This window comes from Flavobacterium sp. FlaQc-28 (assembly GCF_044007415.1).
Classification (GTDB): Bacteria; Bacteroidota; Bacteroidia; order Flavobacteriales; family Flavobacteriaceae; genus Flavobacterium.
The window spans coordinates 1284194-1310449 of the sequence record NZ_JBIPCM010000001.1; the positions used below are offsets into that span (position 1 = coordinate 1284194).

The 26256-nt window shown below is 32.5% G+C and carries 23 protein-coding genes; 14 read left to right on the forward strand and 9 right to left on the reverse strand.

Going from position 1 to position 26256, the window contains the following annotated elements:
• The first annotated feature begins 58 nt into the window (after nucleotides 1–58).
• The gene (locus tag ACHRVL_RS05805; protein ID WP_395411034.1) at nucleotides 59–499 is read left to right on the forward strand and encodes a YMGG-like glycine zipper-containing protein; all 441 of its coding nucleotides are present in this window, start codon (nucleotides 59–61) and stop codon (nucleotides 497–499) included.
• Between the two features lie 58 nt (nucleotides 500–557).
• Here ACHRVL_RS05805 and ACHRVL_RS05810 read toward each other — a convergent pair whose 3' ends face one another.
• Nucleotides 558–2369, reverse strand: a complete 1812-nt coding sequence (locus tag ACHRVL_RS05810) for a hypothetical protein (RefSeq protein WP_395411036.1) — start codon at nucleotides 2367–2369, stop codon at nucleotides 558–560.
• A 253-nt stretch (nucleotides 2370–2622) separates the two neighbouring features.
• On the opposite strand from ACHRVL_RS05810, the gene ACHRVL_RS05815 reads away from it, so the two are divergent.
• Complete coding sequence (locus ACHRVL_RS05815; RefSeq protein WP_395411038.1) at nucleotides 2623–2937, forward strand: GIY-YIG nuclease family protein; 315 nt, start codon at nucleotides 2623–2625, stop codon at nucleotides 2935–2937.
• Between the two features lie 104 nt (nucleotides 2938–3041).
• Here the strand turns inward: ACHRVL_RS05815 and ACHRVL_RS05820 are convergent, their stop codons facing one another.
• Complete coding sequence (locus ACHRVL_RS05820; protein ID WP_395411040.1) at nucleotides 3042–4598, reverse strand: hypothetical protein; 1557 nt, start codon at nucleotides 4596–4598, stop codon at nucleotides 3042–3044.
• A gap of 118 nt (nucleotides 4599–4716) precedes the next feature.
• Here ACHRVL_RS05820 and ACHRVL_RS05825 point away from each other — a divergent pair, with 118 nt between their 5' ends.
• Complete coding sequence (locus ACHRVL_RS05825; protein ID WP_395411043.1) at nucleotides 4717–7107, forward strand: penicillin acylase family protein; 2391 nt, start codon at nucleotides 4717–4719, stop codon at nucleotides 7105–7107.
• Nucleotides 7108–7229: 122 nt separating this feature from the next.
• Here ACHRVL_RS05825 and ACHRVL_RS05830 read toward each other — a convergent pair whose 3' ends face one another.
• From ACHRVL_RS05830 to ACHRVL_RS05845, 4 genes are all read right to left on the reverse strand, one after another.
• Nucleotides 7230–8681 carry a serine hydrolase gene (locus ACHRVL_RS05830; protein WP_395411044.1) on the reverse strand — a complete coding sequence of 484 codons (1452 nt, stop codon included), beginning with the start codon at nucleotides 8679–8681 and terminating at the stop codon, nucleotides 7230–7232.
• A 586-nt stretch (nucleotides 8682–9267) separates the two neighbouring features.
• On the reverse strand, nucleotides 9268–10776 hold the full coding sequence (locus tag ACHRVL_RS05835; protein ID WP_395411046.1) for a serine hydrolase: 1509 nt from the start codon (nucleotides 10774–10776) through the stop codon (nucleotides 9268–9270).
• Nucleotides 10777–10854: 78 nt separating this feature from the next.
• Complete coding sequence (locus ACHRVL_RS05840) at nucleotides 10855–11649, reverse strand: helix-turn-helix domain-containing protein (protein ID WP_395411047.1); 795 nt, start codon at nucleotides 11647–11649, stop codon at nucleotides 10855–10857.
• A gap of 78 nt (nucleotides 11650–11727) precedes the next feature.
• Entirely contained in the window at nucleotides 11728–12321 is a 594-nt protein-coding gene (locus ACHRVL_RS05845) for a GNAT family N-acetyltransferase (protein ID WP_395411049.1), read from the reverse strand.
• Between the two features lie 276 nt (nucleotides 12322–12597).
• Here ACHRVL_RS05845 and ACHRVL_RS05850 point away from each other — a divergent pair, with 276 nt between their 5' ends.
• Entirely contained in the window at nucleotides 12598–13941 is a 1344-nt protein-coding gene (locus ACHRVL_RS05850) for an NAD(P)/FAD-dependent oxidoreductase (protein WP_089054249.1), read from the forward strand.
• Nucleotides 13942–14034: 93 nt separating this feature from the next.
• Here the strand turns inward: ACHRVL_RS05850 and ACHRVL_RS05855 are convergent, their stop codons facing one another.
• The gene (locus tag ACHRVL_RS05855; RefSeq protein ID WP_395411052.1) at nucleotides 14035–15552 is read right to left on the reverse strand and encodes a helicase HerA-like domain-containing protein; all 1518 of its coding nucleotides are present in this window, start codon (nucleotides 15550–15552) and stop codon (nucleotides 14035–14037) included.
• A gap of 379 nt (nucleotides 15553–15931) precedes the next feature.
• Here ACHRVL_RS05855 and ACHRVL_RS05860 point away from each other — a divergent pair, with 379 nt between their 5' ends.
• The 8 genes from ACHRVL_RS05860 to ACHRVL_RS05895 all read left to right on the forward strand — a co-directional run bounded on the left by ACHRVL_RS05860 (nucleotide 15932) and on the right by ACHRVL_RS05895 (nucleotide 22434).
• On the forward strand, nucleotides 15932–16756 hold the full coding sequence (locus ACHRVL_RS05860; protein WP_089054247.1) for a MotA/TolQ/ExbB proton channel family protein: 825 nt from the start codon (nucleotides 15932–15934) through the stop codon (nucleotides 16754–16756).
• Between the two features lie 58 nt (nucleotides 16757–16814).
• Nucleotides 16815–17441 carry an ExbD/TolR family protein gene (locus ACHRVL_RS05865; protein ID WP_370433391.1) on the forward strand — a complete coding sequence of 209 codons (627 nt, stop codon included), beginning with the start codon at nucleotides 16815–16817 and terminating at the stop codon, nucleotides 17439–17441.
• Nucleotides 17442–17460: 19 nt separating this feature from the next.
• On the forward strand, nucleotides 17461–18018 hold the full coding sequence (locus ACHRVL_RS05870; protein WP_089058488.1) for a biopolymer transporter ExbD: 558 nt from the start codon (nucleotides 17461–17463) through the stop codon (nucleotides 18016–18018).
• A 37-nt stretch (nucleotides 18019–18055) separates the two neighbouring features.
• Entirely contained in the window at nucleotides 18056–18859 is an 804-nt protein-coding gene (locus tag ACHRVL_RS05875; protein WP_370433390.1) for an energy transducer TonB, read from the forward strand.
• Nucleotides 18859–19089, forward strand: coding sequence for a hypothetical protein (locus ACHRVL_RS05880; RefSeq protein ID WP_089054243.1), 231 nt, complete (start codon nucleotides 18859–18861; stop codon nucleotides 19087–19089). The genes ACHRVL_RS05875 and ACHRVL_RS05880 overlap by 1 nt, the downstream gene beginning before the upstream one ends.
• Before the next feature lie 2 nt (nucleotides 19090–19091).
• Nucleotides 19092–20015: a PstS family phosphate ABC transporter substrate-binding protein gene (locus tag ACHRVL_RS05885; protein ID WP_395411056.1), complete on the forward strand. Its 924-nt coding sequence runs from the start codon at nucleotides 19092–19094 to the stop codon at nucleotides 20013–20015.
• Nucleotides 20016–20031: 16 nt separating this feature from the next.
• Nucleotides 20032–21699: a tetratricopeptide repeat protein gene (locus tag ACHRVL_RS05890; RefSeq protein ID WP_129052955.1), complete on the forward strand. Its 1668-nt coding sequence runs from the start codon at nucleotides 20032–20034 to the stop codon at nucleotides 21697–21699.
• Between the two features lie 102 nt (nucleotides 21700–21801).
• Nucleotides 21802–22434 carry a 7-carboxy-7-deazaguanine synthase QueE gene (locus ACHRVL_RS05895; protein ID WP_395411058.1) on the forward strand — a complete coding sequence of 211 codons (633 nt, stop codon included), beginning with the start codon at nucleotides 21802–21804 and terminating at the stop codon, nucleotides 22432–22434.
• Between the two features lie 81 nt (nucleotides 22435–22515).
• Here the strand turns inward: ACHRVL_RS05895 and ACHRVL_RS05900 are convergent, their stop codons facing one another.
• Nucleotides 22516–23061 (reverse strand): YfiT family bacillithiol transferase, encoded by a 546-nt coding sequence (locus ACHRVL_RS05900; RefSeq protein ID WP_395411060.1) that lies wholly within the window; start codon nucleotides 23059–23061, stop codon nucleotides 22516–22518.
• Nucleotides 23062–23079: 18 nt separating this feature from the next.
• Nucleotides 23080–23787, reverse strand: a complete 708-nt coding sequence (locus tag ACHRVL_RS05905) for a class I SAM-dependent methyltransferase (RefSeq protein WP_395411062.1) — start codon at nucleotides 23785–23787, stop codon at nucleotides 23080–23082.
• Between the two features lie 74 nt (nucleotides 23788–23861).
• On the opposite strand from ACHRVL_RS05905, the gene ACHRVL_RS05910 reads away from it, so the two are divergent.
• Together ACHRVL_RS05910 and ACHRVL_RS05915 are read left to right on the forward strand one after the other, a co-directional pair.
• On the forward strand, nucleotides 23862–24356 hold the full coding sequence (locus ACHRVL_RS05910; protein WP_089054237.1) for a YkgJ family cysteine cluster protein: 495 nt from the start codon (nucleotides 23862–23864) through the stop codon (nucleotides 24354–24356).
• Nucleotides 24357–24467: 111 nt separating this feature from the next.
• Nucleotides 24468–25703, forward strand: a complete 1236-nt coding sequence (locus tag ACHRVL_RS05915) for an ABC transporter permease (protein WP_395411064.1) — start codon at nucleotides 24468–24470, stop codon at nucleotides 25701–25703.
• Nucleotides 25704–26256 lie beyond the last annotated feature (553 nt).

A 26256-nucleotide genomic window follows, 5' to 3' on the forward strand; every position in this document is an offset into this window, starting at 1 on the left:
TAAGCATTATAGCAGATATTCTTTATTTTGTAGTGTATAATTATTAAAAACTACAATCATGAAAGGCTTATATATATTATTAGCGGTAATACTTTTAACTTCTTGTCAGAATCAAAATAAAGAAGATATAAATAAAGCCAAACAAGCCAGTATTGATTCAATGAAAGTTGAGATTAACAAGCAGCGCGTTATCGATTCAATGAAGACTGAAATGGCTAAGATTAAAGAAGAACAAAAAATTGAATCTGAAAAAGAAAAAGTTGTTGTTGTACATCAGCAAGCAAATGGAACTGCAGCGGCGACAACAGCTGCAGCAGCTAAAAAGAAAGGTTGGAGTTCTGCAGCTAAAGGAGCTGTAATTGGTGCAGGAGTTGGTGCAGCAACTGGAGCAATTGTCAGCAAGAAAAAAGGGCAAGGCGCGATTATAGGCGGATTAGCGGGAGCAGGAGTTGGAGCCGGAACAGGTGCAATTATCGATAGCAAAAAGAAAAAGGAGTAACTGCTTTTTCTGTTTAAATAAATAACCCCGATTAAGAAATCTTGATCGGGGTTTTGTTTTAAGCTAATTGTAAAGTTGGTATTGAAATTGCGTTTAATTCAGATTTATAAAAATCGAATTGTTTTTTGATTTTTTCTTCCTCGGCTTTAAAATAAAAAGTAGATGAAAATAGATTTTGATAATATTCAATTCCATCTAAAATGTTTGTTTTAAAAGAATTCCATTTTTTAAGCTGATTTGCGCTTACTTCACCAGAAATTGTTTCAATTTCATTTCTAAAATAATCAACATACATTTTCAATTCTTTCACAAATAAATTTGGACGGTCATTTGTTGTTAAAATTGTTTTGCCTTGATAAATATGCTGTAACATTTCTTTTAATGAAACTTCATGATCAAAATAAGCCATATTTGGTCCAGGACAAATTACAACGCCTTGTGCTTGACCTTTTATTTTAATATCATTTTCAAGATAAGAAGCATTTGCTAAACCAACACATAAACATGATTTTTCTGTAATTTTGATTTTGCTTTTTTCAAATGCATCAGCAGATAAAGTATCTTTTACATTTTCTAATTCTGCCAATTTTATATCCTGATATTTTTTTGAAGCCGTACAAATTCCGTGAGGATCATATTCCTTACTTAACGCTAAAAATTTCTTCGGGCATGAACTTCCCGCTTTGTTTTCATGAATACGTTTTTGTTTTAAGATTTCGTTTGAAGTGCCGCGCAAAGTATTAAACGGAACTCCCAAAGGCGAAATATGACTTAAATACAAATCATCTTCTTTGGCTTTCATTAGTAAATTTCGTGTTTCCTGATCGACAGAAGTAGCTTCTGGAACTAATAAAAATGGAGTTCCCCAGCCCACAGAATCAACTTTGTATTGATCTAATAAAAATTCATGTTCTTCAGCAGTTCCAACACCGCCTTGAACTGTAATTTTTAACTCTAAAGGATTTTCTGGAAAAGCTTGATTTTTTAGCTGTAGCGCCTTAATCATTAAATAGTGAGCAGATTGTACCAATTGCTCTTTTTTCTGCCTGAATTCTTCTAAAATGGTCCCTAATAAGAGTCCGTCAGTTGCAAAAGCATGACCGCCGCAGTTTAATCCAGATTCAATTCGATATTCAGAAACCCAAAGTCCCTTTTTAGCAAGGAAATTACCTTGAATCATAGCCGATCGAAAATCACTTACTTTTAGAATGATTTTCTTTTTCAGTTCGTTCTTTTCATTTGGAAAGAAATCTTTGAAGTTTTCAAAATAACTGTACAATCTCGGATTCATTCCCGCAGATAGTACAACAGACGATTCTAAATTACTATTTGCAAAACCTCTTAAAGCCGCATGAGCGTCATTAAATTCAATTGGAAGCTGTTCGTTTTTAATAAAATTATCTTTGTCCAGTTTTGTCATAATGTTAACGTCAATTTCTCCTGGAAAAAGATGTGATTCAATATAACTTTGAATGTTTTCTTTAAAAGAAATACCATCATCCAATAAATTTTGGAAACCTTTTTTGATATCAGAAGTATTTGGCAGCATCGACATGAAATTTTCAAGAGCCGTTTTGCTTTCTGCTAATTCAGTTTTAAAAGTTTCAAATTTTTCTTTTACAATTTTGTCAACTAAATTTAAGTAAGAAGTAATTCTTTCAGCGCGATAGTCGTGAAATTTCTGACTTATTTCTTCGTATGGAATGTTGAATTTAGTGCTGTAGAAATTACGCATCTTTTCAATTAGATCGTCATCAGCGATTGAAACCACAGACGAAATCCCGTATTGAGCCACTCTTATCGGGCTGTCTATCGTATAGGCAAGTCCCATTACCGGAATATGGAAAGTATGCAATGGTGTTTTTGTCATTTGTTTTCAGGTTAAAATAAAAGCAAATGAAAAAAAAAATATTTTTTAAAAACCTGATAATTATCAGGTTCAAAGATTGTTAAGAAAGTTTTTTTGCAAGTAGATTACTCTCAATTTTGTCATTCCGAGGAACGAGGAATCTTCGTAAGTAACTCCGCATGCTAATTCACAATTGTTTATCTTTATGTATAAAAAGTAAGAATAATCGTTTATTTTTGTTTCTGGGATTGGAACAAATAATTAATTTGATTGAATGGAATCATTACAAGGCTATCACACTTATTATATCTACATTATAACAAATAAGTTTAAAACCGTATTTTATACTGGAGTAACAAACAACTTAAGGGTTCGTTTATGTCAGCATAAAGAAAATATCACTGGAGAAAATAAAACTTTTGCTTCAAAATATAAAGTTGAATTTTTATTATACTATGAAAAATTTACTTGGATTCAAGAGGCAATTAGTCGAGAAAAGGAGATAAAAGGCTGGACTAGAGATAAGAAAATAGAATTGATTAAAACAATTAATCCAGACTTAGATTTTTTGAATCATATTTTTTCTTAAGATTATTGATTTACTAATATGAAATACTTTGTGGAGCTTCTTACGAAGATTCCTCGTTCCTCGGAATGACAAAATTGTGGTAAATAACTTGAGTTTAAACAAAACTAAATCAGAATCTTCTTCAATGACTCTGCGATGCTTCGCCATAAAAAATTGTAAAATGATTTTTCCTGAATCCGTTCAATTTCGACATCAGCAGTTTTTGCTTTGTCTTTTGAATCATTTTTAACCAATAAATTGGCAATAGCAGATTTGAGTTTGGCTTCTTTTTCAGGTTTTTCCTTTTTATATAATTTCACTTTTAAATCATCATAATCTAGAGATGCATTTCCTTTTGAGATATTGTCATTTCCATAGAAATCAAAACGATATTTATTAAAGTTTCCTGTAAAGGAAGCGTTCATATAAGGTTTACTGAATTGCCCCATGGCAGCAACATCAAAGTTTGAAATAACGCCTTGAATATGAAAACTATCTTTTTTATCTAAAATATTAAAACTCCAATCAACATCCAGCGGAGAGTTTTTCATGAAAAGACATTTCACTTTAATTTTGATATCATCGGTTTTTTTCAATCCAAAACCACTTTTTAGATTGACGGCCTGCAAGTTAAATTTGTCGAAATTTAAAACTCCGGGACCTTTGGTAAAATCAATTTCTTCTTCATAAACCAATTTCGATTTCAGCACCTGTAAAGTGTCAATTTGAAGGGGGAATTTAATATTTCGCAGTAAATGATTGTATAGATATTTTTTGCTCAGATCATCTTTTGGCATTTTTCCGCGATAGATATTGGCATCAAAATGATTGATTACAATTGAATTTGCTTTAAAGAAAAAACGATCGTTTTTAAAACCCCAATTCATTTTTTGCACTTGTGCCGAATCGAATTTTAAGGTGTAAATATCTTTTTCTTGATCTAATCGTTTAATAAATTCTCGTCGGTTAAATTGAGGAAGGTGAGAGAAGTTGTTGATTTTTAAAAAGTTCTTTTCTGAGCTTATTTTACCAATATTGATATGATAAAAAGCGTTTGGTCTATAAAACAAGCTGTCAATAACCAATGCATACGTTTTATACTGCAGTGGAATTTTTTGTTTTAAAGTTGCATCTGTCAGCAGTATTCCTTCTAATTTCAGAATGATTTTTTTGATGCTGAAAATTGGTTTTTCAGTATCTAAAGAAACGACATCTACCGTTCCGTTATTAAGATAAATATTTGAAACAGCAATTATTTTTCGAAAAGGTTCAATGATTTCGGTTTTGATACTTTTGTTGTTGTTCAACAGTTTCTCGCCTTTTTTGTATAAAATAATTCGTGGTTTATTGATGATGATACTTTCGGCCTGGATAATATCTCTAAATGCCAAATCCCAAATATTAAAATGTTTAATGGTGATGGATTCAATTTTAGAAAAAAGCCCATTTTTACTGTCTTTTGGTTCGTTTTTCGGACTTACTAATAATGTTTGGGCATAGATATTTCGAGAAAAAAGAGAAACTTCAATTTTTTCGTAATTGATGTTGTAAGCCGTTTTGTTCTTCTCGTGAATAATTATTGGAAGCTGTTTTTTGATCCAGTAATTCAGACCAATGTTGATTAGAATTACAAGAATAAAAAGAGAAATTACCCCAATAGCTATTTTTTTATAGACAGACATTTATAGTATTGATTTTAAATACATAAATTTAGACTTTAAAAGAGAATGTATTTTACATTATTCTATTTTTTGGTTACATCATTTTACAAACCTTATTTATTTATACTTTTTGCGAAATATGAGAAGATTTAAAAAATTTCTGCTGGTTTTATTAGTACTTGTTGTTGTAATTGGAATAGGTTTATGTGCCTATATTTTTCATTTAAAACCCAAATATGAAGGGGAGTTGCAATTGAAAAATCTTCAAAAAGAAACGACTGTTTATTTTGACGAATATGGTGTTCCTCATATTTATGCCGATTCTGAAAAAGATGCTATGACTGCTCTTGGATATGTTCATGCGCAGGAAAGATTATGGCAGATGGAATTGCTTCGCAGAATTGCTCCGGGCAGGTTATCAGAAATATTTGGATCTGTTGCGCTTAAAAATGATAAGTTTTTCTCTGGAATTGGTATTGAAGAAGCTTCGGCCAAAGCCATTTCAAAATTAGACAAGAATAGTGTGAGTTATAAACTAACGCAGGCTTATTTAGACGGAATTAATCAATATTTGGATGAAGGAACTACGCCAATTGAATTTACTCTTGTTGGTGTTAAAAAGCAAAAATTTACTATAAATGATGTCTATAATATTTTTGGATATATGTCTTTTAGTTTTGCAATGGCACAAAAAACAGATCCATTATTAACAGATATTCGCAATAGATACGGCGTCGCTTATTTGAAGGATTTAGGAATTGAAGGCGAATTTAATACTACACAAATTAAAAGTTCGAAAGAGAATATTGAAGAGTATACAGCAATTTCAAAATCGATTACAGCTTTATTAGACCAATCGCCAATTCCGCCATTTGTAGGAAGTAACAGCTGGGTTGCTGGTCCAAATAAAACGAAGAGCGGAAAAGTAATTTTTGCGAATGATCCGCATATTGGGTTTTCACAGCCTGCTACTTGGTACGAAGCACATATAGTTACGCCTGAACATGAATTGTATGGTTGTTATTTGGCAGGAACTCCGTTTCCGTTATTGGCACACAATCGTGAATATGCGTATGGCTTGACTATGTTTGAAAATGATGATATCGATTTTTATCAAGAAAAGAACAAAACAGGAGATTTAAATCAATATCAAACGCCAACTGGTTTTGCTGCTTATGAAGTTAGAAAAAAGACCATTAAGGTAAAAGATACTTCGGATGTTATTCTAACTATTAAATCAAGCCGACACGGGCCAATAATGAATGATTTACTGGATCGTTTGGATAAGAAAAGTCCAATTGCGATGTTGTGGACGTATACACAGCAGCCTATTCAGATTCTTGATGCCGTTTATGGACTTTCGCATGCTAAAAATAAAGAGGAGTTTAGAAAAGCGACTGAGTTGGTCGCTGCACCGGGATTAAATGTTATGTACGGCGACGCTAAAGGAAATGTGGCTTGGTGGGCAACGGGAAAATTGTATAAACATAATAAAGGTGTGAATACGCATTTAATTTTAGACGGCTCAACAGGAAAAGAGGATATTGTAGAATATTTAGATTTTTCAAAGAATCCATCTGCCGAAAATCCAAAATGGGGATATGTTTATTCTGCCAATAATCAGCCTGAAGCAATCGATGATTACTTGTATCCGGGATATTATCTGCCAGAAGATCGTGCTAAAAGAATTTCGGGGTTAATGGACGCAAAATCAGATTGGGATAAAGAAGCAATCAGCAAAATGATTTACGATAATACTTCTGATGTTGCGGTTGAAACGGTTAAAAATCTGATTTCAAATATTGATCTTAATACTATTTCAGCAGAAGAAAAAGAAGCTGTAAATGTTTTAAAGTCATGGAAGGGAACTACAAATCTTGAAGATGTTGCACCAACGATTTATAACAAATGGGTGTATTTGTATTTGAAGAATACTTTTGAAGATGAAATGGGAGAGGACAATTTTAATTTGTTTTTAGGAATTTCGATAGGAAAACAAGTTATTGCCAATCAAATTAAAAATGAAAATTCAGTTTGGTGGGATAATGTCAAAACTAAAAATGTAAAAGAAACCAGAAAGGATATTGTTGCAAAATCATTTCATGAGACTGTTAGAGCGCTTCAAAAACAATTAGGAAATACTATTGCTGATTGGAAATGGGAGAAAGTGCATACGGTTGAACACGAACATCCGCTTGGAAAAGTTGCTGCACTTCGAGGTTTATTTAATGTGGGGCCTTTTGGATCTCCGGGATCAAATGAAGTAATTAATAACTTGTTTTTTGGTTTAACTAATGAAGGAAAGTATTACGTAAAAGGCGGCCCATCAACGAGACGAATTGTTGATTTTTCGGATATTGAAAACAGCTGGAGTATTTTGCCAACAGGACAATCTGGAAATCCATTTAGTAAACATTATAGCGATCAGGCAGAAATGTACAACGAAGGAAAGTTTAGAAAAATGAAGCTGAACAAAGACGAAATCATAAAAACGTCAACAAAACTAGTTTTGAAACCAAAAGAAAAATAGTTTCAGGTTTCAAGTTGTAAGCTTTAAAAACTTTGTTCCTTTGCCTCTATGCATCTTTGAATCTAAAAAAAAATCTTCCCATAAAAAAAAACAGTTTTTATGGGAAGATTTTTTTTATAATTCTATTTTTTTAAAAGATCTGCTAATATCTTTTTTCCGTTTTCGTTTGTTGGGTCAAGCTCTACCGCTTTTTTATAATTTGCAATGGCTGCTTTTTTATCGCCATCGGCTAAATAAGCTTCGCCTAAACTATCATAAGTATTTCCTGATTTTGGAAAAGTTTCTGCGTTGATTTTAAAAACTTCTATCGCTTCTTTCTTTTTTCCAGATTGTAACAATTCATATCCAACTTGGTTCATCTCTCCTTCTTTAACAGCATACGAAGGATCATTTTTCAGCTTTTTATAAGTTTCAGTTCCACTCGCAGCTCCCTTTTCATTATAAATATCTAATAAATCTAGTGCCAGTGATTTTTTAGGCTGATTAAAGGACTGATTGTACAAAATAGAACGAATAGCTTTATTCATTTCGCCCAAAGCAGTTCCTCCCGTATTATTCAATAAAACAACCAAATTTTTATCTGCAGGAATGCGCGAAATGATAGTGTTAAACCCATTAATTCCGCCGCCATGCTCAATAATACTTAGTTTATTGCTCTCTCCATTTGGCACTTCATAAGTAGACCATCCGTATCCGTAAAAACCATTCCAAGCTTTAATATAAGGTTTAAATAAAGATTCCATACTTTTTTCTGTAAGCAGTTTATTAGTATAAAGTGCCTGATCCCATAAAAATAAATCTTCTACAGTTGAGTACAAAGACCCAGCAGCGTACGGAAGACTCATGTCAAGATAAGCCGCATTTCTAATTGCTTTTCCTTGTTTTTCGTAACCAGCTGCTCTGTTTTTTAGAATAATATCGCTGTGATCGTAACCAGAGTTAACCATTTTTAAGGGCGTAAAAATAATTTCTTGTAAATATTGCTCGTATGTTTTACCTGAAATTTTCTCGATAATATAACCCAATAAAAAATAGCCGGAATTACTGTAATTGAATTTTTCACCAGGAGTAAATTCAAGCGGAAGGCTGGAAAACGTTTTTACAAATTCTTCAGGAGTGTATGGATTTCGGCTTTTGTCTTTAAAGAAATTTGGAGCCGATGTATAATTAGGAATTCCAGAAGTGTGTGTGAGTAAATGATGAATCGTTATTTTGTCGCCATTTGCTTTTGGGTAATCTGGCAAATAGGTTGTAATAGGAACATCTAGTTTTATTTTTCCCTCTTCAGCTAGTTTTACAATTAAAAGTGCCGTAAACTGTTTACTGATAGAACCCAGTCTAAATTTAGTGTCGGTTTGATTTGGAATATTCCATTCCATATTCGCAGAACCAAAACCTTTTTTAAAGATTACTTTCCCGTTTTCAGCTACCAAAGCCGAACCGTTAAATTGCCCGTATTCATTATATTTTGCTAAAAGCTGTTCGATTTGCTGTGCTTTATTCTGAGCAAAAAGGCTTACTGTAAAAAGAAGCAGCAAAGCAAAGACTGCGATTGATTTGATTGATTGTTTCATAATTAATGATAAGGATTAAGATTAATGAATAATTCGTTTTTGATTGATGATTGAAATTTTGTAACGTATTTTATTTTAGTAAGTTGTATTTTTTATTACAACGTTTTTCAAAAAAAATAGATGCCGTTAAAAGGTTAGACGATTGATTTAGATTTTGGTTTCAACATCAATCATTTTTTTTCATTTTTTTTCAAATCAAGACGAATTTTGAGCATAAACATAAAGATGCTATTAGAGGTTTATGCTCGTAACTAACAATTCGTTTTACCTTCCATTAATTATTTTGAACTTATTTAAATTGACCTGTTGAGTGTAATTAATTTTAACACATAGAAATATAGATTTTGGCTTCTCTTAAAAGGCGTTTCACTTAATTGAAATGAACATAGCATGTTTATGTGAAAGAAATGTATTTCTTTTTTGTATTCTTTTTCTAGGCAGAAAATCTATGTTTCTAGGTGTTTAAAAAAAACATTTAGGATCAGACGAGGGTAATTACATCCAAAGGATTCTAACTATATGATTTTGCTTATCAGCAGTACTATAAGAATAAGTAGTTTGATCATAATATTCAAGTATTAAAGCATTACTTCGTTTCGATATCAATTATTTTTTGACCATTTTCACCCAAATAATGATTTACTATTTTCTCATAAACTTTGTAACCATCATCAACATTGGTAAAAATGATTAAACCTTGTTTTGTTTTTGGAAGCAGAATAAAAATAGTCTGAACACCTTTGTCAGCGCCGCCATGTGATAAAGCATAATCATTATTCCCTAAATCGTAGATTTCAAAACCAAGTCCGAAGTATTTATTTTTCTTTGTTTCAACCTGATGTGAAGTCATGGCGTCAAAGACTTTTTTACTCAAACCCTCACTATTCATTACGCTGCATAAAAATTTGCCATAATCTTCAATAGTCGTTAATAAATCATCGGCAGCGTTTGCTGTTTTGTTTTTGGTGGGTTCGTAAGCATTTCCTTTATTATCATAGCCAATAGCATATCTGGAAAGATCTGCTTTATCATTCCAAACCAATTGGGTGTCTGTCATTTTTAGAGGCTGAAAAATTAATTCATCCGCTAACTGGTCCAGTGTTTTGTGAAACTTTTTTTCAAGTGCTTTTCGCAAATACTCTAATCCTTCGCCAGAATATTGGTATTTAGTTCCAGGCTTAAACTTAAAATCCAACTTACCAGATTCGTTCATAAATCTCCAATTCGGAAAACCCGTTTGATGGCTTAAGATAATTCTTGTAGTTAATAATTTAGCATTAGGATCCTTTGCAATATCCGGATCAGTCCAATATTTATAAAGCGGTTCATCTAAATCCCATTTGCCAGAACTTACTAATTTTAGAGTTACAATTGCAGTTATAGGTTTAGTTAAGGAGGCAACATTCCAAATGGTATTATAAGGTGCTGAAATGTCTTTTTTAAGTTCGCCAAAAACCTTAATCTGCTTCAGTTTTCCATCCGTAATAACTCCAATTCCTAAAGCTGGAATATTATTTTCTTTGAGCCATTTTTCTGTTTCCTGTTCACTATCAAAAAGATTTGTTTTACCTGCTGTAGAGCTTGTCATTTGATGATTGTAACTCAATGATCTTGCTAGTTTCCATTCTTTATTTTTTAACAGCCAAAGATGTGTAAATTTTGCAAAACTACCTGCTTGCTCTGGTTTTCCTGCAGTATATTCATAAAAGCGATGCGTTCCCATTTGTATAGCGCCATATAAAATGCCATTTTTATACAATGGATAAACCTCAGTACTTCCGTCAATTAACTCTCTTCGATAATTGTATTTTCTTGTTGGGGAACAGATTCCATTTTTAAAAGTTTTTAAAAATCGTGCTTTATCCGAAATGCTGTCTTTGTCATGATAAAACTCAAAATCTTCAGTATAAAGATTTTCAAACTGTTTTACATCGCAAGTATTAAAACCAACATTAAACAAAAGACTGTCTTTTGACATAATAGTTTTGTACAAGGCTGAGGTTTTATCTTCTTGTGAAAGCCCAATTTGGATTTGAAAAAGTAAAATTCCAACTAAAAGAATTTTTAATTGAAATAAAGTGCGTTTGATTTTCATTTTGTGATTGATTGATGATTAATGATTTGGCAAAAATAATTCAAACTCGAGTTCACAAAATTGTACAAATGCGAAAACTTATCTTTTTTGTGATAAAAAATAAGAATCGGGCTTAAACATTTTTGGAGTTGTTTTAGTTACATCCTTGAATTTTTTTATAAAATGCGACTGATCAAAGTATTTATTATAAAGCGCAACTTCTGTCAGACTTAGTTTTTCTACATCAGTATTTATCATTTGATCTACTGATTTTCTGAACTTCAAAATCTGAATGTATTTTTTAATAGTAAGTCCTGTCGCAGTTTTAAACTTAATTTGTAATAAACGCTGAGAAGATTTTAACTCTTGACTGATTTCTGAAACCGAAATATCTTCTTCTTTGCTTTTTACAAATTTGCATATTTTTTCAATTGCATTTTTGTTAGGATGCAAAGCATCTAATTCTTCAAAATAAAGATTTAAAACGTTTAAAAATCCGTCAATATCAAAATTTGCTTTAACTTCAAAAGGCAATTCTTCTGCATTAATTTTGACAATAGAATCGGCAGAATCAGTTAAATCATATTTAGGAAACATCGAAAGCGCCCAAGTATGAAGCTGAACAATGGTAACTTTTGTTTTAGGCTGAATGTGAACCAGAACTTTATTGGTCATTTGCGAGCAAAAGTAAATTCCTTCGCTCATTTCGTATTTGTTTTTACTAGTGTGAACCTCAATTACATTTCCGGCTACAAATGCAAGATTAAAACAGCCGTTGGGTAAAACAAGTTTGTTCTCGATCAGGTTTTCGCCGATGCTGTTATCCAAACACCAAACTTTATTGACAAACCTTTCAGCTTTTTGACTTACGTAATGTTCGGAGTATAACTGCATTTTAGGATTTGTCTATTTGGTATTTATCACCTTAAAAATCGCAGACTAAAATAAGATTTTTTCTATTACCATAATATTTTAAATAAACTCCCCAAAATAATCTCGTTTAGTATTTTTCCATTCCTCCAAAATTATACTGTAATAAACATCGTCTTTGCTGTTTCCTTCAGAATCGATATAATTATTTCTAAACAAACCTTCTTTTAAAGCACCTAGTTTTTCAATCGCTCTTTGCGACTTTTCGTTTTCTAGATCTGCACTGAATTGTATTCTTTTAAATTGAATTTTTTCAAAGCCAAAATTTAGTAGTTCATATTTGCAGGCTTTGTTTAAACCAGTTCCCTGAAAAGCTGCTCCGTACCAAGTCCAGCCAATTTCACATTTTTGGCTCGCATAGTTTAAATAACCGTAACGTGTACTTCCGACAACTCGATTTGTTGCTTTGTCTATAATAAGGAATGGATAACAAATTCCGTCAGCTTTTTGTTTTAATGTATTTTGAATGTAACTTTCGAAATCTTGATCGTTTCGAATATACATTCCCATGTATTTCCATATTTCATCATTAAAAATAATCTCTTTGAGCTCGATGTTTCTATCATTTTCAAACGGAATTAATAATACGCTTTCGTTTTCTAGAATAATTTCTGATTGTAAAATTTCGCTGTTCATGATTTTAATTTAAAGATTGATGTTAAAAAGCAAGAGCTAAAGTAATTGTTTAATTTTTTCTAATAAATCAAGTAAAATAACATTTTGTTATATTTTTTAAAACCATCAGAGATGAGGTTTTTATAATGACATAATTAAATGGATAGATTCGCTTTTTTAAAATAAAAGATTATAAAAGCTCTTGTCAAGTGGTACAAGAGCAAATAATTCATTTATTTTAAAGCTTATGTACAATTATTACTTATTTTTACGGCCTTATATATTAGATTTTCCCTGATGCAAACTTCACTAAAAATTGCTGTTGTAGGTTCTGGACTTGTAGGATCGCTGTTGGCAATTTATCTTAAAAAAGCAGGTCACACCGTTCATGTTTATGATCGAAGCCCTGACATTCGTAAAATAAATTTCTCTGGTCGTTCTATTAATCTGGCAATGTCTAACCGTGGCTGGAAAGCGCTGGATGCAGTTGGAGTTGGTGATGCAGTTCGAGAAATTGCAATTCCGATGGACAAACGTGCGATTCATTTGGTTGATAAACTCAATTTTCAGAATTACGGTCAAGAAGGAGAATCGATTTATTCGATTTCAAGAGGGAAACTAAATCGAGAAATGATTGATTTGGCCGAAAATGCTGGAGCTGAATTTCATTTTGAGCAAAAAATATGGGATGTAACACTGAGTGATGCAACTTTGCATATTGGTGAAAGCGAAAGAGGCGAGTGGGAAGAGCGAAAATATGATATGGTTTTTGGTGCCGATGGTGCTTTTTCGAGAATCCGCCACAGAATGCAGCGTCAGAGCATGTTTAATTATTCGCAGGAATTTTTAAATATGGGTTATAAAGAGTTGAATATTCCAGCAAATGCTGATGGAACACATAAGTTAGATAAAAATTCGTTTCATATTTGGCCAAGAGGCGAGTATATGTTAATTGCGCTTCCTAATCTTGACGGAAGTTTTACCTGTACATTATTTATGCCTTTTGAAGGCGAAAATTCTTTTGCATCATTAACAGATCGCAAAATGGTAGAAGATTTTTTTGAGAAGAACTTTCCAGATTCTATCGAAGTAATTCCAGAACTGGCAAATGATTTCTTTAAAAATCCAACCAGTACTTTGGTGACGATGAAATGTTTTCCGTGGACATACGAAGATAAAATCGCTTTGATTGGAGATGCCTGTCATGCTATTGTTCCGTTTTACGGACAAGGAATGAATGCCGGTTTTGAAGATATTACGGTTTTGAATGAGATGATGGAGAAATTTGGAGACGACTGGAAAAAGATTTTCTCAGAATATCAAATTTCAAGAAAACCAAATGCAGATGCCATTGCCGAACTTTCATACCGAAATTTCATGGAGATGAGTACCAAAACGGCAGATGAAAAATTCTTGTTGCAAAAGAAGATTGAAAAAGTCTTTTCAGATAAACATCCAGAAAAATGGATTCCGCTTTACAGCCGAGTTACTTTTAGTGATCGTCCTTATGCTGAAGCTTTGGCAATAGGAGATTTCCAAAACGGAATTATGGAAGAAGTTTTAAAACTTGATAATATCGAAAATATCTGGAACACTCCTGAGGTTGAGAATAAAATTCTGGAGTTGCTGCAAAACGAATAATTTTTAAACCATATAAGTTATATAAGTCTATATAAAATGCTTTGCGCATAAATTTAAATGAACTTATATAACTTATATGGTTTTGTTTTTTTTCTACTTTTTAAAGATTTTACTCAAAACTCCAAAAACACCTCTTATAAAGGTAGCGCTGGTTACAACTTTCAAAACAGATTTTGTAACTACTTCTGTAGTGCTTGGTCCTGCTTTTGAAGATCTTGTTGGTGTTTGTTCTTCTTGCTCGGCAGCAGCTTGAGTTGCGTCTTCAATTTTTTTAGTTAGAATTTCATAAGCACTTTCGCGGTCAATTTCTTCACTATATTTTTTAACGAGTTTAGATTTGCCGTTTATTTCTTCGATTTCCTCTGCAGATAATATATCCATTCGGCTCATTGGTGCACGCATCATAGTTGCAACAAGCGGCGTCGGAATACCTTTTTCGTTCAGAGCGGTAACTAAAGCCTCTCCAATTCCTAAACTTGTTAATAATTCATCTGTTTTATAATACTCAGAAGTTGGATAATTATCGGCAGTCTTTTTTATTGCTTGACGATCATTTGCTGTAAAAGCTCTAAGGGCATGCTGAATCTTTAATCCTAATTGTGCCAAAACGCCGCTTGGAACATCCATTGGGTTTTGAGTTACAAAATAAACACCAACACCTTTAGAACGAATTAACTTTACAATAGTTTCAATTTGTTCTAGAAGTGCTTTGCTTGCTTCATTGAAAATTAAATGAGCTTCATCAATAAAAATCACTAATTCAGGTTGTCCTGAATCTCCTTTTTCTGGCATTTTTTGATAAATTTCGGCTAAAAGACTTAACATGAAAGTCGAGAATAATTTTGGTTTATCCTGAATATCTGTTAAACGTATAATGTTTACGTAGCCTTTACCATTTTCGTCAATTCGCATTAAATCGTCAGTATCAAAAGACAACTCACCAAAAAACAAATCACCGCCTTGTTGTTCCAGTTCAATTATCTTGCGTAGAATCGTTCCAGTTGTTGCCGTTGAAATCTTGCCATAGTTTGCTGCGATTTCATCTTTACCCTCTTCCGTAATATAATTGATTACTTTTTTGATGTCCTTTAAATCCAATAAAGGCATTTGGTTATCATCGCAATATTTAAAGATTACCGCGACAACGCCTGCCTGAGTATCATTTAAATCTAAAATCCTTGAGAATAAAACGGGCCCAAATTCAGAAACCGTAGCACGTAAACGAACTCCATCTTGTTTCGATAATGACATTAATTCAACAGGAAATGCCGCTACATTATAAGGTACATTTATTTTGGCATGGCGCTCAGTAATAAAACCTTCTTCTTTTCCTTCTTTTGCAATACCGCTGAAATCCCCTTTAATATCCATCATTAAAACAGGTATTCCAGCATTTGATAACTGTTCAGAGAAAACCTGGATTGTTTTAGTTTTTCCTGTTCCGGTTGCACCTGCAATAAGTCCGTGGCGATTTAAAGTCTTTAAAGGGATCTTGACATGGGCTTCCGCTATGGCTTCTCCGTCTAAAATGGCGCCGCCAAGTGTGATTGTATCGCCTTTTGCTGAATAACCGCTATTTATTTCTTGAATGAAATTATCTTTTTTATTCATGTTTTTATTTGTAATTTAGATGATTATAAAGGTTTTGTTTGTGTTTTAACAGTTTAAACGCTGTTTTTTTAGTAAGAAAAAGCGGTTTTTGATTGAAAAGTACATAAAAAATAATTTCGCAGTTTTTTAAGAAGATTTTAAAGGAATGTTTGAATATTTACTAAAACGTTGTAATTTTTTTATAATTCGCCCTTTTTTTTGTTTTATCATAAAAACAATGCCTGCAAATTAATGCGATATTTTTTGTTTTGACGTTAAATTTGCTTCAATAAAATTAAAAAAAGTTTTTTTATTTAAACTAAAAATATAAATTTGCTCCTCTACAAGTTAAATATAACTAAAAAATAAAAATTATTTAAAACTATTAAAATTAAAAAAAATGGCAAACGTTAAAGTTAAAAAAGAAAGCACTTCAAACGGAGGAGGAATGATTACTGGAATCATTATTGTAGCGTGTATTTTAGTTGGGGTGTTTATTTGGAAAGTAATCATGGGTAGCCCAGCTAACTTCGAGGGAGGTAACCCAGAGACAGGTCACCCAATCAATACTCTAGGTATGGTATACAAAGGAGGTTTCATTGTACCAGTATTATTAGGTATGCTTTTAATGGTTGTTGTTTTTTCTATTGAAAGATTCATTGTTATCGGTAAAGCAGCTGGAAAAGCTAACTTAGATAAATTTATGAAAAGCGTTCAAGGAAGTATTAAAGAAGGAAACATTGAGGCTGCTATCGCTTCATGTGACAAACAACAAGGTTCAGTTGCAAATGCAATTAAATCTGCTTTGATTAAATATCAAGATGTTAAAAAAGAAGGATTCAACAGCGAAGAAGCTTCAGAAGTAATCCACAAAGAAATCGAAGAGGCAACTTCATTAGAAATGCCAATGTTAGAGAAAAACATGACTATCATCTCTACTTTAGTATCATTAGGAACTTTAGGAGGATTATTAGGAACAGTATCAGGTATGATTAAAGCGTTTGGTGCGTTAGCTTCTGCTGGAACTCCAGATCAAGCTGCTCTTGCAACAGGTATCTCTGAGGCACTTATCAACACTGCAACAGGTATCTCGACTTCTATCTTTGCAATTGTTTCTTACAACTTCTTTACAGCTAAAATTGACGATTTAACTTACTCTATCGATGAGGCAGGTACTACAATCGTAAACACTTACAGAAAATTCAGAGGAAGCTTGAAGCAATAATTAGTTTTTAATTATTACTATAATTACAATTAATTATTTCACAATAAAATAAAAGAGAATGGCTAAAATAAAAATGAAAAAAAAGTCATCATCGACAGATATGACTGCCATGTGTGATGTTGCGTTCCTTTTGCTTACGTTCTTTATTTTGACCGCTACTGCTAAGGTGCCTGAAGCATTGCCTGTTGATATGCCTTCTTCTACTGTACAAAGTAAATTACCAGATTCTGATTTGGCAATTATTACCATTGGTAAAGGAGCAGACGGAAAGAGCAAAGTGTTCTTTGATATCAAAGGAAGAGAGCTTCGTAAAAGAAGTCTTGAAGGTATGGGTGCAAAATTAGGCGTGACTTTTTCAGAAGATGATAAAGAGAAATTTGCTTTAATGGATGACTTTGGTGTTCCTTTAGCAAGTTTAAAGCAAATCATCGACATGAAAGCTGCTGATAGAACTAAAGCAAATCAACCTGGAATTCCAATCGATTCTTTGGATAATCAATTAAAAGAGTGGCTTCTTGTTTCAAGAAGAGCTGCAATTGATCTTGATGATAAAGAATTGCAGATTGCAATTAAAGGAGATGCAAAAGAAGAGTATCCACAAATCAAAAAGATTATGGATATTTTACAAGATCAAAAAATCAATTCCTTTAACTTAGTTACAGGTATGAGAGGAAAAGACTTTTAATTAAAAAAGATACACTAAAATGGCTGAATTAAATACCGGCGACGGTGGTGGCGGAAAAGGTGGTAAAGTAAGAAGTAAAAAGCAGAATTCAAAAGTCGATTTAACGGCAATGGTGGATTTGGCATTCTTATTGATCACATTCTTTATGTTAACCACATCGTTGTCAAAACCTCAATCGATGGATTTGTCATTGCCAGATAAAGACGATGATCCTACTAAGAATAAAGATATCAAAGTAGATGAAAATCGTACGATGACGGTGATATTAGGAGAGAATAATAAATTGACTTATTATATGGGATTGTTAGAGTCTCCTATAGCTGGACCTAAGGATATTGCATATGGTAAAGATGGGATACGTAGAGAAGTTCTTAAAAGAAAAAAATCAGTTTTAGAATATTCTGCTGCTAAAGGGAAACCTAAAAATGGAATTATCGTTATTATTAAACCAACTAAAAAATCAACTTATCGTAATTTAGTTGATATGTTGGATGAGATGGCAATTACTGGGGTTGATACTTATGCAATTGTTCCTGAATTTTCACCAGAGGAAACAAAATTGATAGATAAAAAATAAGAGTTGTCTTGTTTTAACATCCTAATAATCAAGAAAAATGAAATTAGATATTATTAAAAATCAGTGGCTTGATATCGTATTCGAAGGTCGTAATAAGATATATGGCGCATATGAGTTAAGAAAAGCGAATGGAAAGACTACGGTAAAAGCACTTATCATAGGTTCTGTTATTTTTAGCTTAGCAGTTGCGGCTCCTCTTATTGTTAGCCTATTACCGGACTCATCTGATGAGGACGTAAATAACGATATTAAAATCGCTACAGTAAAATTACCTCCCAAGCCAAAAGAGGAAATTAAGCCAAATCAACCGCCACCGCCACCTCCGCCACCAAAAGTGGATCAGGTAAAATTTGTGAAGCCGGTTGTTGCTAAGGCAAATGAAGTTACCGAAGATCCTCCTAAAATTGAAGAACTTAAAGATAAAAAAGTGGGTTCTGAAACTATTAAAGGAGATCCAGATGCAGTTTTAACTGTTGATGAGCCAGTAGGTAAAGGGCCTGTTTCTCAGGTAGTAGAAGAAGATAACAGTGTATATAACACAGCTGGTATCGAAGTAAAACCTGATTTCCCTGGAGGGATGGAGAAATTCTACAAATTCGTAGGAAACAATTATAAAACTCCAGAAGAAGAAGGTTTAAAAGGTAAAGTTTACGTTACTTTTGTAGTTGAAAAAGACGGTTCATTAACCGACATTAAAGTTTTAAGGGATATCGGTTACGGTACAGGAGCAGAAGCAATTCGTGTTCTTAAAAAATGTCCAAAATGGACTCCTGGCGAGCAAAATGGTAAGAAAGTTAGGGTTCTTTACTCTCTGCCTATTACTATTCAATCTGCAGAATAATGTTAAAAGATATGCTTAATAATATTCAGAAGAAATCGCTCAAAGAGCGATTTCTTCTTGTTTTAGGAATACTGTTTTTTTTAATATATCTTGTGCTTGGTTTAATGATCATGTTTTGGGAAAAACTTCCATTAGACATGGAGCCAAAATACAGATATGCTTTTGGCGGATTGCTTATTGTTTATTCAGCAATACGTTTTTTAAGATTAATTAATTCAAATGCAGAATAATTATGCTGAAATATAGTAAGTTTTTAGGTCTGGTGGTTTTTGTTTTTTTGTTTGCCATGTGTAACCAAAAAAGTAAGAATGAATCTGGTAAAGAAACAATTTTGAAAGGGTCGTTAGATATTGCAGTTGACGAAACGGTGAAGCCGATCGTTGATGATCAGGTGGCTGTTTTTGAGGGTACTTATTATGGCGCTAAAATTAATGTTAAGCCAGAATCTGAAGCAGAGGTAATAAATGATTTGTTAAATCAGAAAACTAAAGTGGCAGTAACGGCAAGAAATTTGTCTCAAGAAGAACTTGCAAGGTTTGAAAAAAGTAAAATAAAACCTCGTGTAACTCCTTTTGCAACTGATGCAATCGCTTTTATTAAGAGTAAAAACAATAATGATACATTAATTGCGTTGAAAACGGTAATTGATTTTATGCAGGGTAATTCTAATACGGGGATTAAAGGTCTTGTATTTGATAACCCAAATTCTAGTACAGTTCGATTTATGAAAGAATTGGCTAAAGTTAAAAATGTTCCTTCACAAAACGTTTTTTCATTCAAAACAAATGAAGAAGTAATTAAGTTTGTTTCTGAAAATGACGGAATGATTGGCGTGGTTGGAGTTAATTGGTTGTCACAGCCGTCTCCAAATATGGTTGACATTGTGAAAAAAATTAATGTTTTAAGTGTAAAAGGATTAAATAGTAATGAGTATTACAGTCCAACACAAAATGATCTTGCTGAAGTAAAGTATCCTTTGGCACGTGAATTGTTTATTATAAACTGTCAAGGATATAATGGTTTAGGAATGGGCTTTGGTTCGTTTATTGCCGGAGATATTGGACAGCGTATAGTTTTAAAATCAGGTTTATTACCAATAAAAACGCCTGGTAGAAAACTTCAAATAAGAAATGAACTTTTAAAAGATAACGAATAAATTAATTACACTAAAGATGAATAAATTTAAAATTTTCAGTCTTGCATTTGTTGCATCAGCTTCTGTTGTAAAAGCGCAAGATGTTAAAGAAGCTAAGAAGGCAGTTGATGCTGAGCAATTTCAAAAAGCAAAATCATTGCTTAAATCAATTATCAAAGATAAACCGTCTGATGGTGAAGCAGATTTCATTTTAGGAAACGTATACTTAAATCAAGGAGTTGCTGATTCTGCTAAAATTTATTATTCAAAAGGAATTGAAGCATCAGATAAGAAAAACTTAAACTATATTGGTTTAGGACAATTAGAATTAGATAATAAAAATACTGCTGGAGCTCAAGCTAATTTTACTTTGGCTACTAAAGATATGAAACGTAAAGATGTAGATGAATTTATCTACATTGGTAAAGCATATACTAATTCAGTTAATCCTGATTATACAAATGCTGTTGCTAGTTTGAAAAAAGCATTGTTGATCGATCCTCAAAATGCAAGTGCGCTTTTGGCTATTGGTGATGCTTATTATGGAGCTAATAATCAAAATGAAGCTTACAAAGCTTACCGTGATGCTTTTACAGCAGATCCTACACTTCTGAGAGCTAAAATGCAATTAGGAGTTTTATTAAAAGGAGCAAAATCATACGATGAAGCGATTAAATCTTTTAATGAAGTTATCGCTTTGAATCCAAATTATGGTCCAGTTTATAGAGAGTTAGCAGAGACTTACTACAAATGGGGAAGAAACAAACCTTCTACAGCAAAAGTTAACTTACAGCATGCAATCACAAACTACGAGAAATACTTAAGCTTAACAGATTATTCTTTAGATTCTAAAATGCGTCATGCAGATTTCTTAATCTTGGTAAAAGATTATAAAAGCTTAGAAACTGTTGCTAATAAAATGATTGCTGAAGACAAAGTTAATCCTAGAATTTTTAGATATTTAGGTTATGCAGCTTACGAGAACGGTAATGTTGAAGTAGCAATTAAATCTCTAGAAGACTACGTTAAAGTTCCTACTAATAAAGTTATTGGAAGTGATTATATGTATTTAGGTCTGTCTAAAATAAAAAAAGGAACAAATGCTGAAGGTGCAGTAGATCAGGCTTCGTTTGATGCAGGTATTGCTGATATTAAAAAGGCAGTTGAATTAGAGCCATTAGTAGTTGAAGAACTTAATGAATTAGGAAAAGGATTGTTTGGTAAAAAACAATTTGCACAAGCAGCAGCTATTTTTGAATTTGGAGCTCTTAATAAAGAATCTAAAAATTATTTAGATGATAATGTGTACTATGGTATTTCTGTTTACTATGCAAACGCAAATAAAACTAATGGAGCAGCAGACGCAGCGCAATTAGCTAAAGCGGAAGAAGCTTTTGATAGAATTTTAGTTGCTTCTCCAACTTATGATGAAGCTTACCTATATAAAGGTAGAATCAATAACTTGTTAGAGAAAGATGATTTAATTATCAAAAACTACGAAGAATATATCACAAGAACTACTGCAAAAGGAGCTGAAGAATTGGCTAAACCTGCTACAGTGAAAAAAATGATTGAGGCTTACAATAGTATTGGTGCAAGTTATGCTAATACTGATAAAGTAAAAGCGGTTGAATATTTCAATAAAACTTTAGTTTTAGATCCTGCAAACGCTTACGCTTCGCAATCAGTGAAAGCTTTGAAATAATATAGCTTTAAACTAATTTATAAAACCCGATGGTTCAAAGAGAACTATCGGGTTTTTTTGTTCCGTATTTAATTGACTATCTTTGCACTTTAAATTAGAATAATGTTATCAAAAGAAATACAATTAGAAGTAAATAAAGGAGCAATGCTGCCTTTGATGGAAGAATTTTATACCATTCAAGGAGAAGGATTTCATACTGGTACTGCTGCTTACTTCATCAGAATTGGAGGTTGCGATGTTGGGTGTCATTGGTGTGATGTAAAAGAAAGTTGGAATGCAGAATTACATCCTCCAACAGGTATTGATGTAATTGTTGATAATGCTTCGACATATGCGAACACTGTTGTTGTGACAGGTGGAGAGCCTTTGACTTGGGATATGACTTTGTTGACGGGTAAACTAAAAGAGAAAAATCTTAGAGTTCATATTGAAACTTCTGGAGCGTATCCTTTATCAGGAACTTGGGATTGGATTTGTCTTTCGCCTAAAAAGAATAAACTGCCAACTCAAGATGTTTATGAAAATGCTCATGAGTTAAAGGTGATTATTTATAACAGGCATGATTTTATTTTTGCAGAAGAACAAGCTGAGCTGGTAAATGATAATGCAATCCTGTTTTTACAGCCAGAGTGGAGTAAGAAAGAAGAAATGACGCCTCTTATTGTAGATTATGTTATGAATAATCCAAAATGGAGAGTTTCATTACAAACACATAAGTATCTAAATATACCATAAATAGAAAAATCTCTTCGCATGAAGAGATTTTTTTGCTTTATAATGATTATTGTTTTGTCTGTTGAAAAAGTAAATGATTACTTAATTCCAGTTTTTGTGTTTTTTTAATGCTATGATATGGTTTAAATGATGATTTCCGTGCCAGGCATACATTCCAATAATTTGCTTGATCCTATATTCGGAATTGTTTTCAGGATGAATGAAGGATTTCTCAAGATCAAGTTCCGATAAGTTTTTCATGATATAGGTCAATCTATAATGTAATGCTAGCAGTAAATTTAATGATGGTTCGATAGGCATCATTTTGCTGTCGGGCAGATCAGACCATAGCGTTTCGTCATAAGCTTTTATAACAGGATTGTTTTCGGTTAAAGCCCATTTGATCCTAATATAGCAATTCATATGGCTTTCTGCACAATGATGAATTACTTGGCGAACAGTCCATCCATCAAGGCGATATGGTGTATCCAGTTGTTCGTTGTTTAAGTGAATCGTTTCTTGTTTTAATCTTTCAGGAAAAGTTGCAATTTCCTCAATTTTATGAGAAATGTATTCAGGTGTATAAGTGTCGGGAATTGTAAATTTACCTATAGGATATTTTAATTTTTCTAGATCTAAATTTTCCATTGGTCATAATCTTTTAAGTTATAGAGTAAGTTTAGCTAAATAGTCATAATGATCTCCTTCCAAAACTAATTCGCATTTTAGTCCATTTGCATTGGCGGCATTTTGAAGCGTGTTGTAATCTAAGTACAGCCAATCAAAAGTATCTTCTTTTTCTCCTTTGTAGGATATATTAAAAGTTAGTTCTCCATAATAATCATTATTTGAAGGGATCCATTTTCCTCCGTCCTCATCTTCGTCAAACATATATATAATATCCGAACTGTCAAGTAAAATTTGTCCAGACGGGTTTAAGAGAGATTTTAACTTGTTTAAGTAATTATTGCAATTTTCTAATTTTCCAAAAATACCAGTTCCATTCATTAACAAAATAATCGTGTCAAATTTTTCTCCTTCAAAATCTAAAATATTTTGAACATGAGCATTTCTTAATCCGCGTAATTTACAAGTCTCAATTGCTTTCTCCGAAATATCAATGGAAGTAACATCTAAATTACGATCGTTTTGTAATGACAAACTATGGCTTCCGGCACCGCATCCTACGTCTAATGTTTTTCCATGAGCTAATTGCAATGCTTTCTGTTCTAATTTTGGCATTTCGTTATAAGAACGGAATAAATATTCAATGCTCATTTCGTCTTCTTCAGAAATTGAAGTTTCAGTTATAATATCTTCCGGAGAATTATTGGTTTGGAAATCGTAGATCGCTTTCCCAAAAAGATCTTTCATTGTATTTTAGTTCAAAGTTTGAGGTTTCAAGTTTAAAGTTGTTTAATTTTGCCGATCAACTTTAAATTTTAAACTTGAAACAAATTTTAAATAACTTAAATAAGTTAGCCAAAGATAAGCATATCGAAAACAAAAAGTATTTTGATAAGCTTAAAAAGAAGCAGCCAAAGAATTTAGATTATGTAATGCAGGATTTGCATGATGCAGAGTTTAAAAAAACGGACTGTTTGCAATGTGCTAATTGTTGCAAAACAACGGGGCCATTGTTTACTTTGGCTGATATTGAAAGAATCTCAAAATCATTTAGACAAAAACCACAGCAGTTTATAGATCAATACCTTCGAATTGATGAAGATAAAGACTATGTTTTGAAAAGTGTTCCCTGTACTTTTTTGGATAATGAAAATTATTGTATGATATATGATGTGCGACCAAAAGCATGCAGAGAATTTCCGCATACAGATCGTAAAAAGTTTCATCAAATCTCAGATCTTACATTAAAAAATGTTGCGATTTGTCCCGCGGCCTACAATATTGTAGAGGAAATGAAGAAAAAACTTCCGCTGTAAAGAATAGGAAGTTGTTTTAGTGTTTTTGAATTATTCATTTTCGTTTTTTTAAACGTATTTTTGAATAATTAGAATAAGAAAAAAATAAACGTTTAAATACGAACTGATAAATTGAATTTAGAATATTTTATAGCCAAAAGGCTCATAACTGCCAAAGATTATAAAAGCAGTATATCGGCGCCTATTATTAAGATTGCTATTTCTGCTATTGCAATTGGAATGATTATGATGATTATTTCTGTCGCGACAGGAATTGGTTTACAGCAAAAGATACGTGAAAAGGTTTCAATGTTTAATGGGCAGATAATTATTTCTAATTTAGATAATAATAACTCTGAAGCAACTTTAACTCCAATTTTAAAGACTCAGAGTTTTTATCCAAGTTTTAAATCGATTCCAGAGGTTAGTCATATTCAAGCCGTGGCTAGTAAAGCTGGAATTATTAGAACAGAAAATGCTTTTGAAGGAATTATTTTTAAAGGTGTTGGAGCAGATTTTAAATGGGAAAACCTAAAAGAATATTTAGTTGAAGGGCATTTGCCGGATTTTTCAAAAAAATTAAATGAAGATGTTATTATATCAAAGTTTTTGGCTAATAGGCTTAATTTAAAATTAGGAGATAGTTTTAATACTTTTTTTATTAAAGAAGAAGAGGGAAAACTGCCAAACAGTCGTCGATTTAAAATTGTTGGTATATTTACTTCGGGATTTCAGGATTTTGACGCTACTTATATATTAGGAGATATTCGACATATTCAGCGAATTAATAAGTGGACGCCTGACCAGGTAGGAGCATTTGAAGTTTTTGTAAAAGATTTTGGTAAAATTAAAGAAACCGGTAATCAAATCTATGAACAAATACCGCCAAACTTAGATGCGAAAACAATAACGGATAAGTATAGTTATATTTTTGACTGGCTTCAGTTATTCGATTTTAACATAGTTGTCATCCTTGGTATAATGATTTTGGTGGCGACTATAAATATGGTTGTAGCATTGTTAGTCCTTATTTTAGAGCGCACACAAATGATTGGAATTTTAAAAGCTTTAGGTGCGAATAATTGGGTCGTTCGAAGAGTTTTTCTGTACAATGCATTTTACTTAATAGTGAGAGGATTGTTTTGGGGGAATTTAATTGGAATTGCTCTGTTGTTAATTCAGCAGCAGTTCGGGGTTGTTCAGCTTAATCCCGAGAACTATTATGTGAATCAGGCACCAGTGTATTTAAATTGGGGATATATTGTATTATTGAACTTGTTGACGATTTCAGTTTGTTTTTTAGTCTTAATAGTACCTTCGTATTTGATAACAAAGATCTCTCCTGTTAAAGCTATTCGTTATGATTAGCTTCTAAGTGACTTTGAAAAACAAACCCGGCAAATTCTCAGAATTTGCCGGGTTTGTTTTTTATGCATATATATAAGTATAAAATGTGACTATAATATATAAGAGCAAAGGTTTGTTTTATTTTGGGGAACTGAAATACTTTCGGTATTAGTATTTATAAGTAGTTTTCTTTCGCTATCCGTTTCAATCTTTTGCTTCTATCGGGGCTTGGGCACGAGTTTCCAGAAGAAAATATCAAGAAAAATGAAATCAGAGAAGGAAAACGATGCTCGTTGGGATTAAAAATGGCAGAAGCGGTGCTTCCAGACTTTGATTTTTCATTAAAGAACAGCTCAAAGGGCTAAAAACTCTGCAAAATAGGAGGAGGTAAAAGATGAAAAAATAGAGGAAAGACAGTGTAATGTAGAAAAATCTTACGTAATATTAAAAAAAGATGATCTGTAAAGAATCTGTTATCAGTGAGTTAAGAAAAAGTTTGAAAAAAGATCAAAAAAACTTGGTAAAAAGGCTTGTATAACTGAATAAAGGTGGTACTTTTGCACCCGCAACAGCG

What these genes read in the sequence shown, in the direction of transcription:
- ACHRVL_RS05905 (WP_395411062.1), bottom strand. Translation starts at nt 23,787, where the DNA reads ATGAAAGATCTTTTTGGGAAAGCGATCTACGATTTCCAAACCAATAAT.
- ACHRVL_RS05810 (WP_395411036.1), bottom strand. Translation starts at nt 2,369, where the DNA reads ATGACAAAAACACCATTGCATACTTTCCATATTCCGGTAATGGGACTT.
- ACHRVL_RS05890 (WP_129052955.1), top strand. Translation starts at nt 20,032, where the DNA reads ATGAATAAATTTAAAATTTTCAGTCTTGCATTTGTTGCATCAGCTTCT.
- ACHRVL_RS05845 (WP_395411049.1), bottom strand. Translation starts at nt 12,321, where the DNA reads ATGAACAGCGAAATTTTACAATCAGAAATTATTCTAGAAAACGAAAGC.
- ACHRVL_RS05875 (WP_370433390.1), top strand. Translation starts at nt 18,056, where the DNA reads ATGAAATTAGATATTATTAAAAATCAGTGGCTTGATATCGTATTCGAA.
- ACHRVL_RS05850 (WP_089054249.1), top strand. Translation starts at nt 12,598, where the DNA reads ATGCAAACTTCACTAAAAATTGCTGTTGTAGGTTCTGGACTTGTAGGA.
- ACHRVL_RS05885 (WP_395411056.1), top strand. Translation starts at nt 19,092, where the DNA reads ATGCTGAAATATAGTAAGTTTTTAGGTCTGGTGGTTTTTGTTTTTTTG.
- ACHRVL_RS05865 (WP_370433391.1), top strand. Translation starts at nt 16,815, where the DNA reads ATGGCTAAAATAAAAATGAAAAAAAAGTCATCATCGACAGATATGACT.
- ACHRVL_RS05830 (WP_395411044.1), bottom strand. Translation starts at nt 8,681, where the DNA reads ATGAAACAATCAATCAAATCAATCGCAGTCTTTGCTTTGCTGCTTCTT.
- ACHRVL_RS05860 (WP_089054247.1), top strand. Translation starts at nt 15,932, where the DNA reads ATGGCAAACGTTAAAGTTAAAAAAGAAAGCACTTCAAACGGAGGAGGA.
- ACHRVL_RS05840 (WP_395411047.1), bottom strand. Translation starts at nt 11,649, where the DNA reads ATGCAGTTATACTCCGAACATTACGTAAGTCAAAAAGCTGAAAGGTTT.
- ACHRVL_RS05805 (WP_395411034.1), top strand. Translation starts at nt 59, where the DNA reads ATGAAAGGCTTATATATATTATTAGCGGTAATACTTTTAACTTCTTGT.
- ACHRVL_RS05815 (WP_395411038.1), top strand. Translation starts at nt 2,623, where the DNA reads ATGGAATCATTACAAGGCTATCACACTTATTATATCTACATTATAACA.
- ACHRVL_RS05900 (WP_395411060.1), bottom strand. Translation starts at nt 23,061, where the DNA reads ATGGAAAATTTAGATCTAGAAAAATTAAAATATCCTATAGGTAAATTT.
- ACHRVL_RS05870 (WP_089058488.1), top strand. Translation starts at nt 17,461, where the DNA reads ATGGCTGAATTAAATACCGGCGACGGTGGTGGCGGAAAAGGTGGTAAA.
- ACHRVL_RS05820 (WP_395411040.1), bottom strand. Translation starts at nt 4,598, where the DNA reads ATGTCTGTCTATAAAAAAATAGCTATTGGGGTAATTTCTCTTTTTATT.
- ACHRVL_RS05880 (WP_089054243.1), top strand. Translation starts at nt 18,859, where the DNA reads ATGTTAAAAGATATGCTTAATAATATTCAGAAGAAATCGCTCAAAGAG.
- ACHRVL_RS05835 (WP_395411046.1), bottom strand. Translation starts at nt 10,776, where the DNA reads ATGAAAATCAAACGCACTTTATTTCAATTAAAAATTCTTTTAGTTGGA.
- ACHRVL_RS05895 (WP_395411058.1), top strand. Translation starts at nt 21,802, where the DNA reads ATGTTATCAAAAGAAATACAATTAGAAGTAAATAAAGGAGCAATGCTG.
- ACHRVL_RS05855 (WP_395411052.1), bottom strand. Translation starts at nt 15,552, where the DNA reads ATGAATAAAAAAGATAATTTCATTCAAGAAATAAATAGCGGTTATTCA.
- ACHRVL_RS05825 (WP_395411043.1), top strand. Translation starts at nt 4,717, where the DNA reads ATGAGAAGATTTAAAAAATTTCTGCTGGTTTTATTAGTACTTGTTGTT.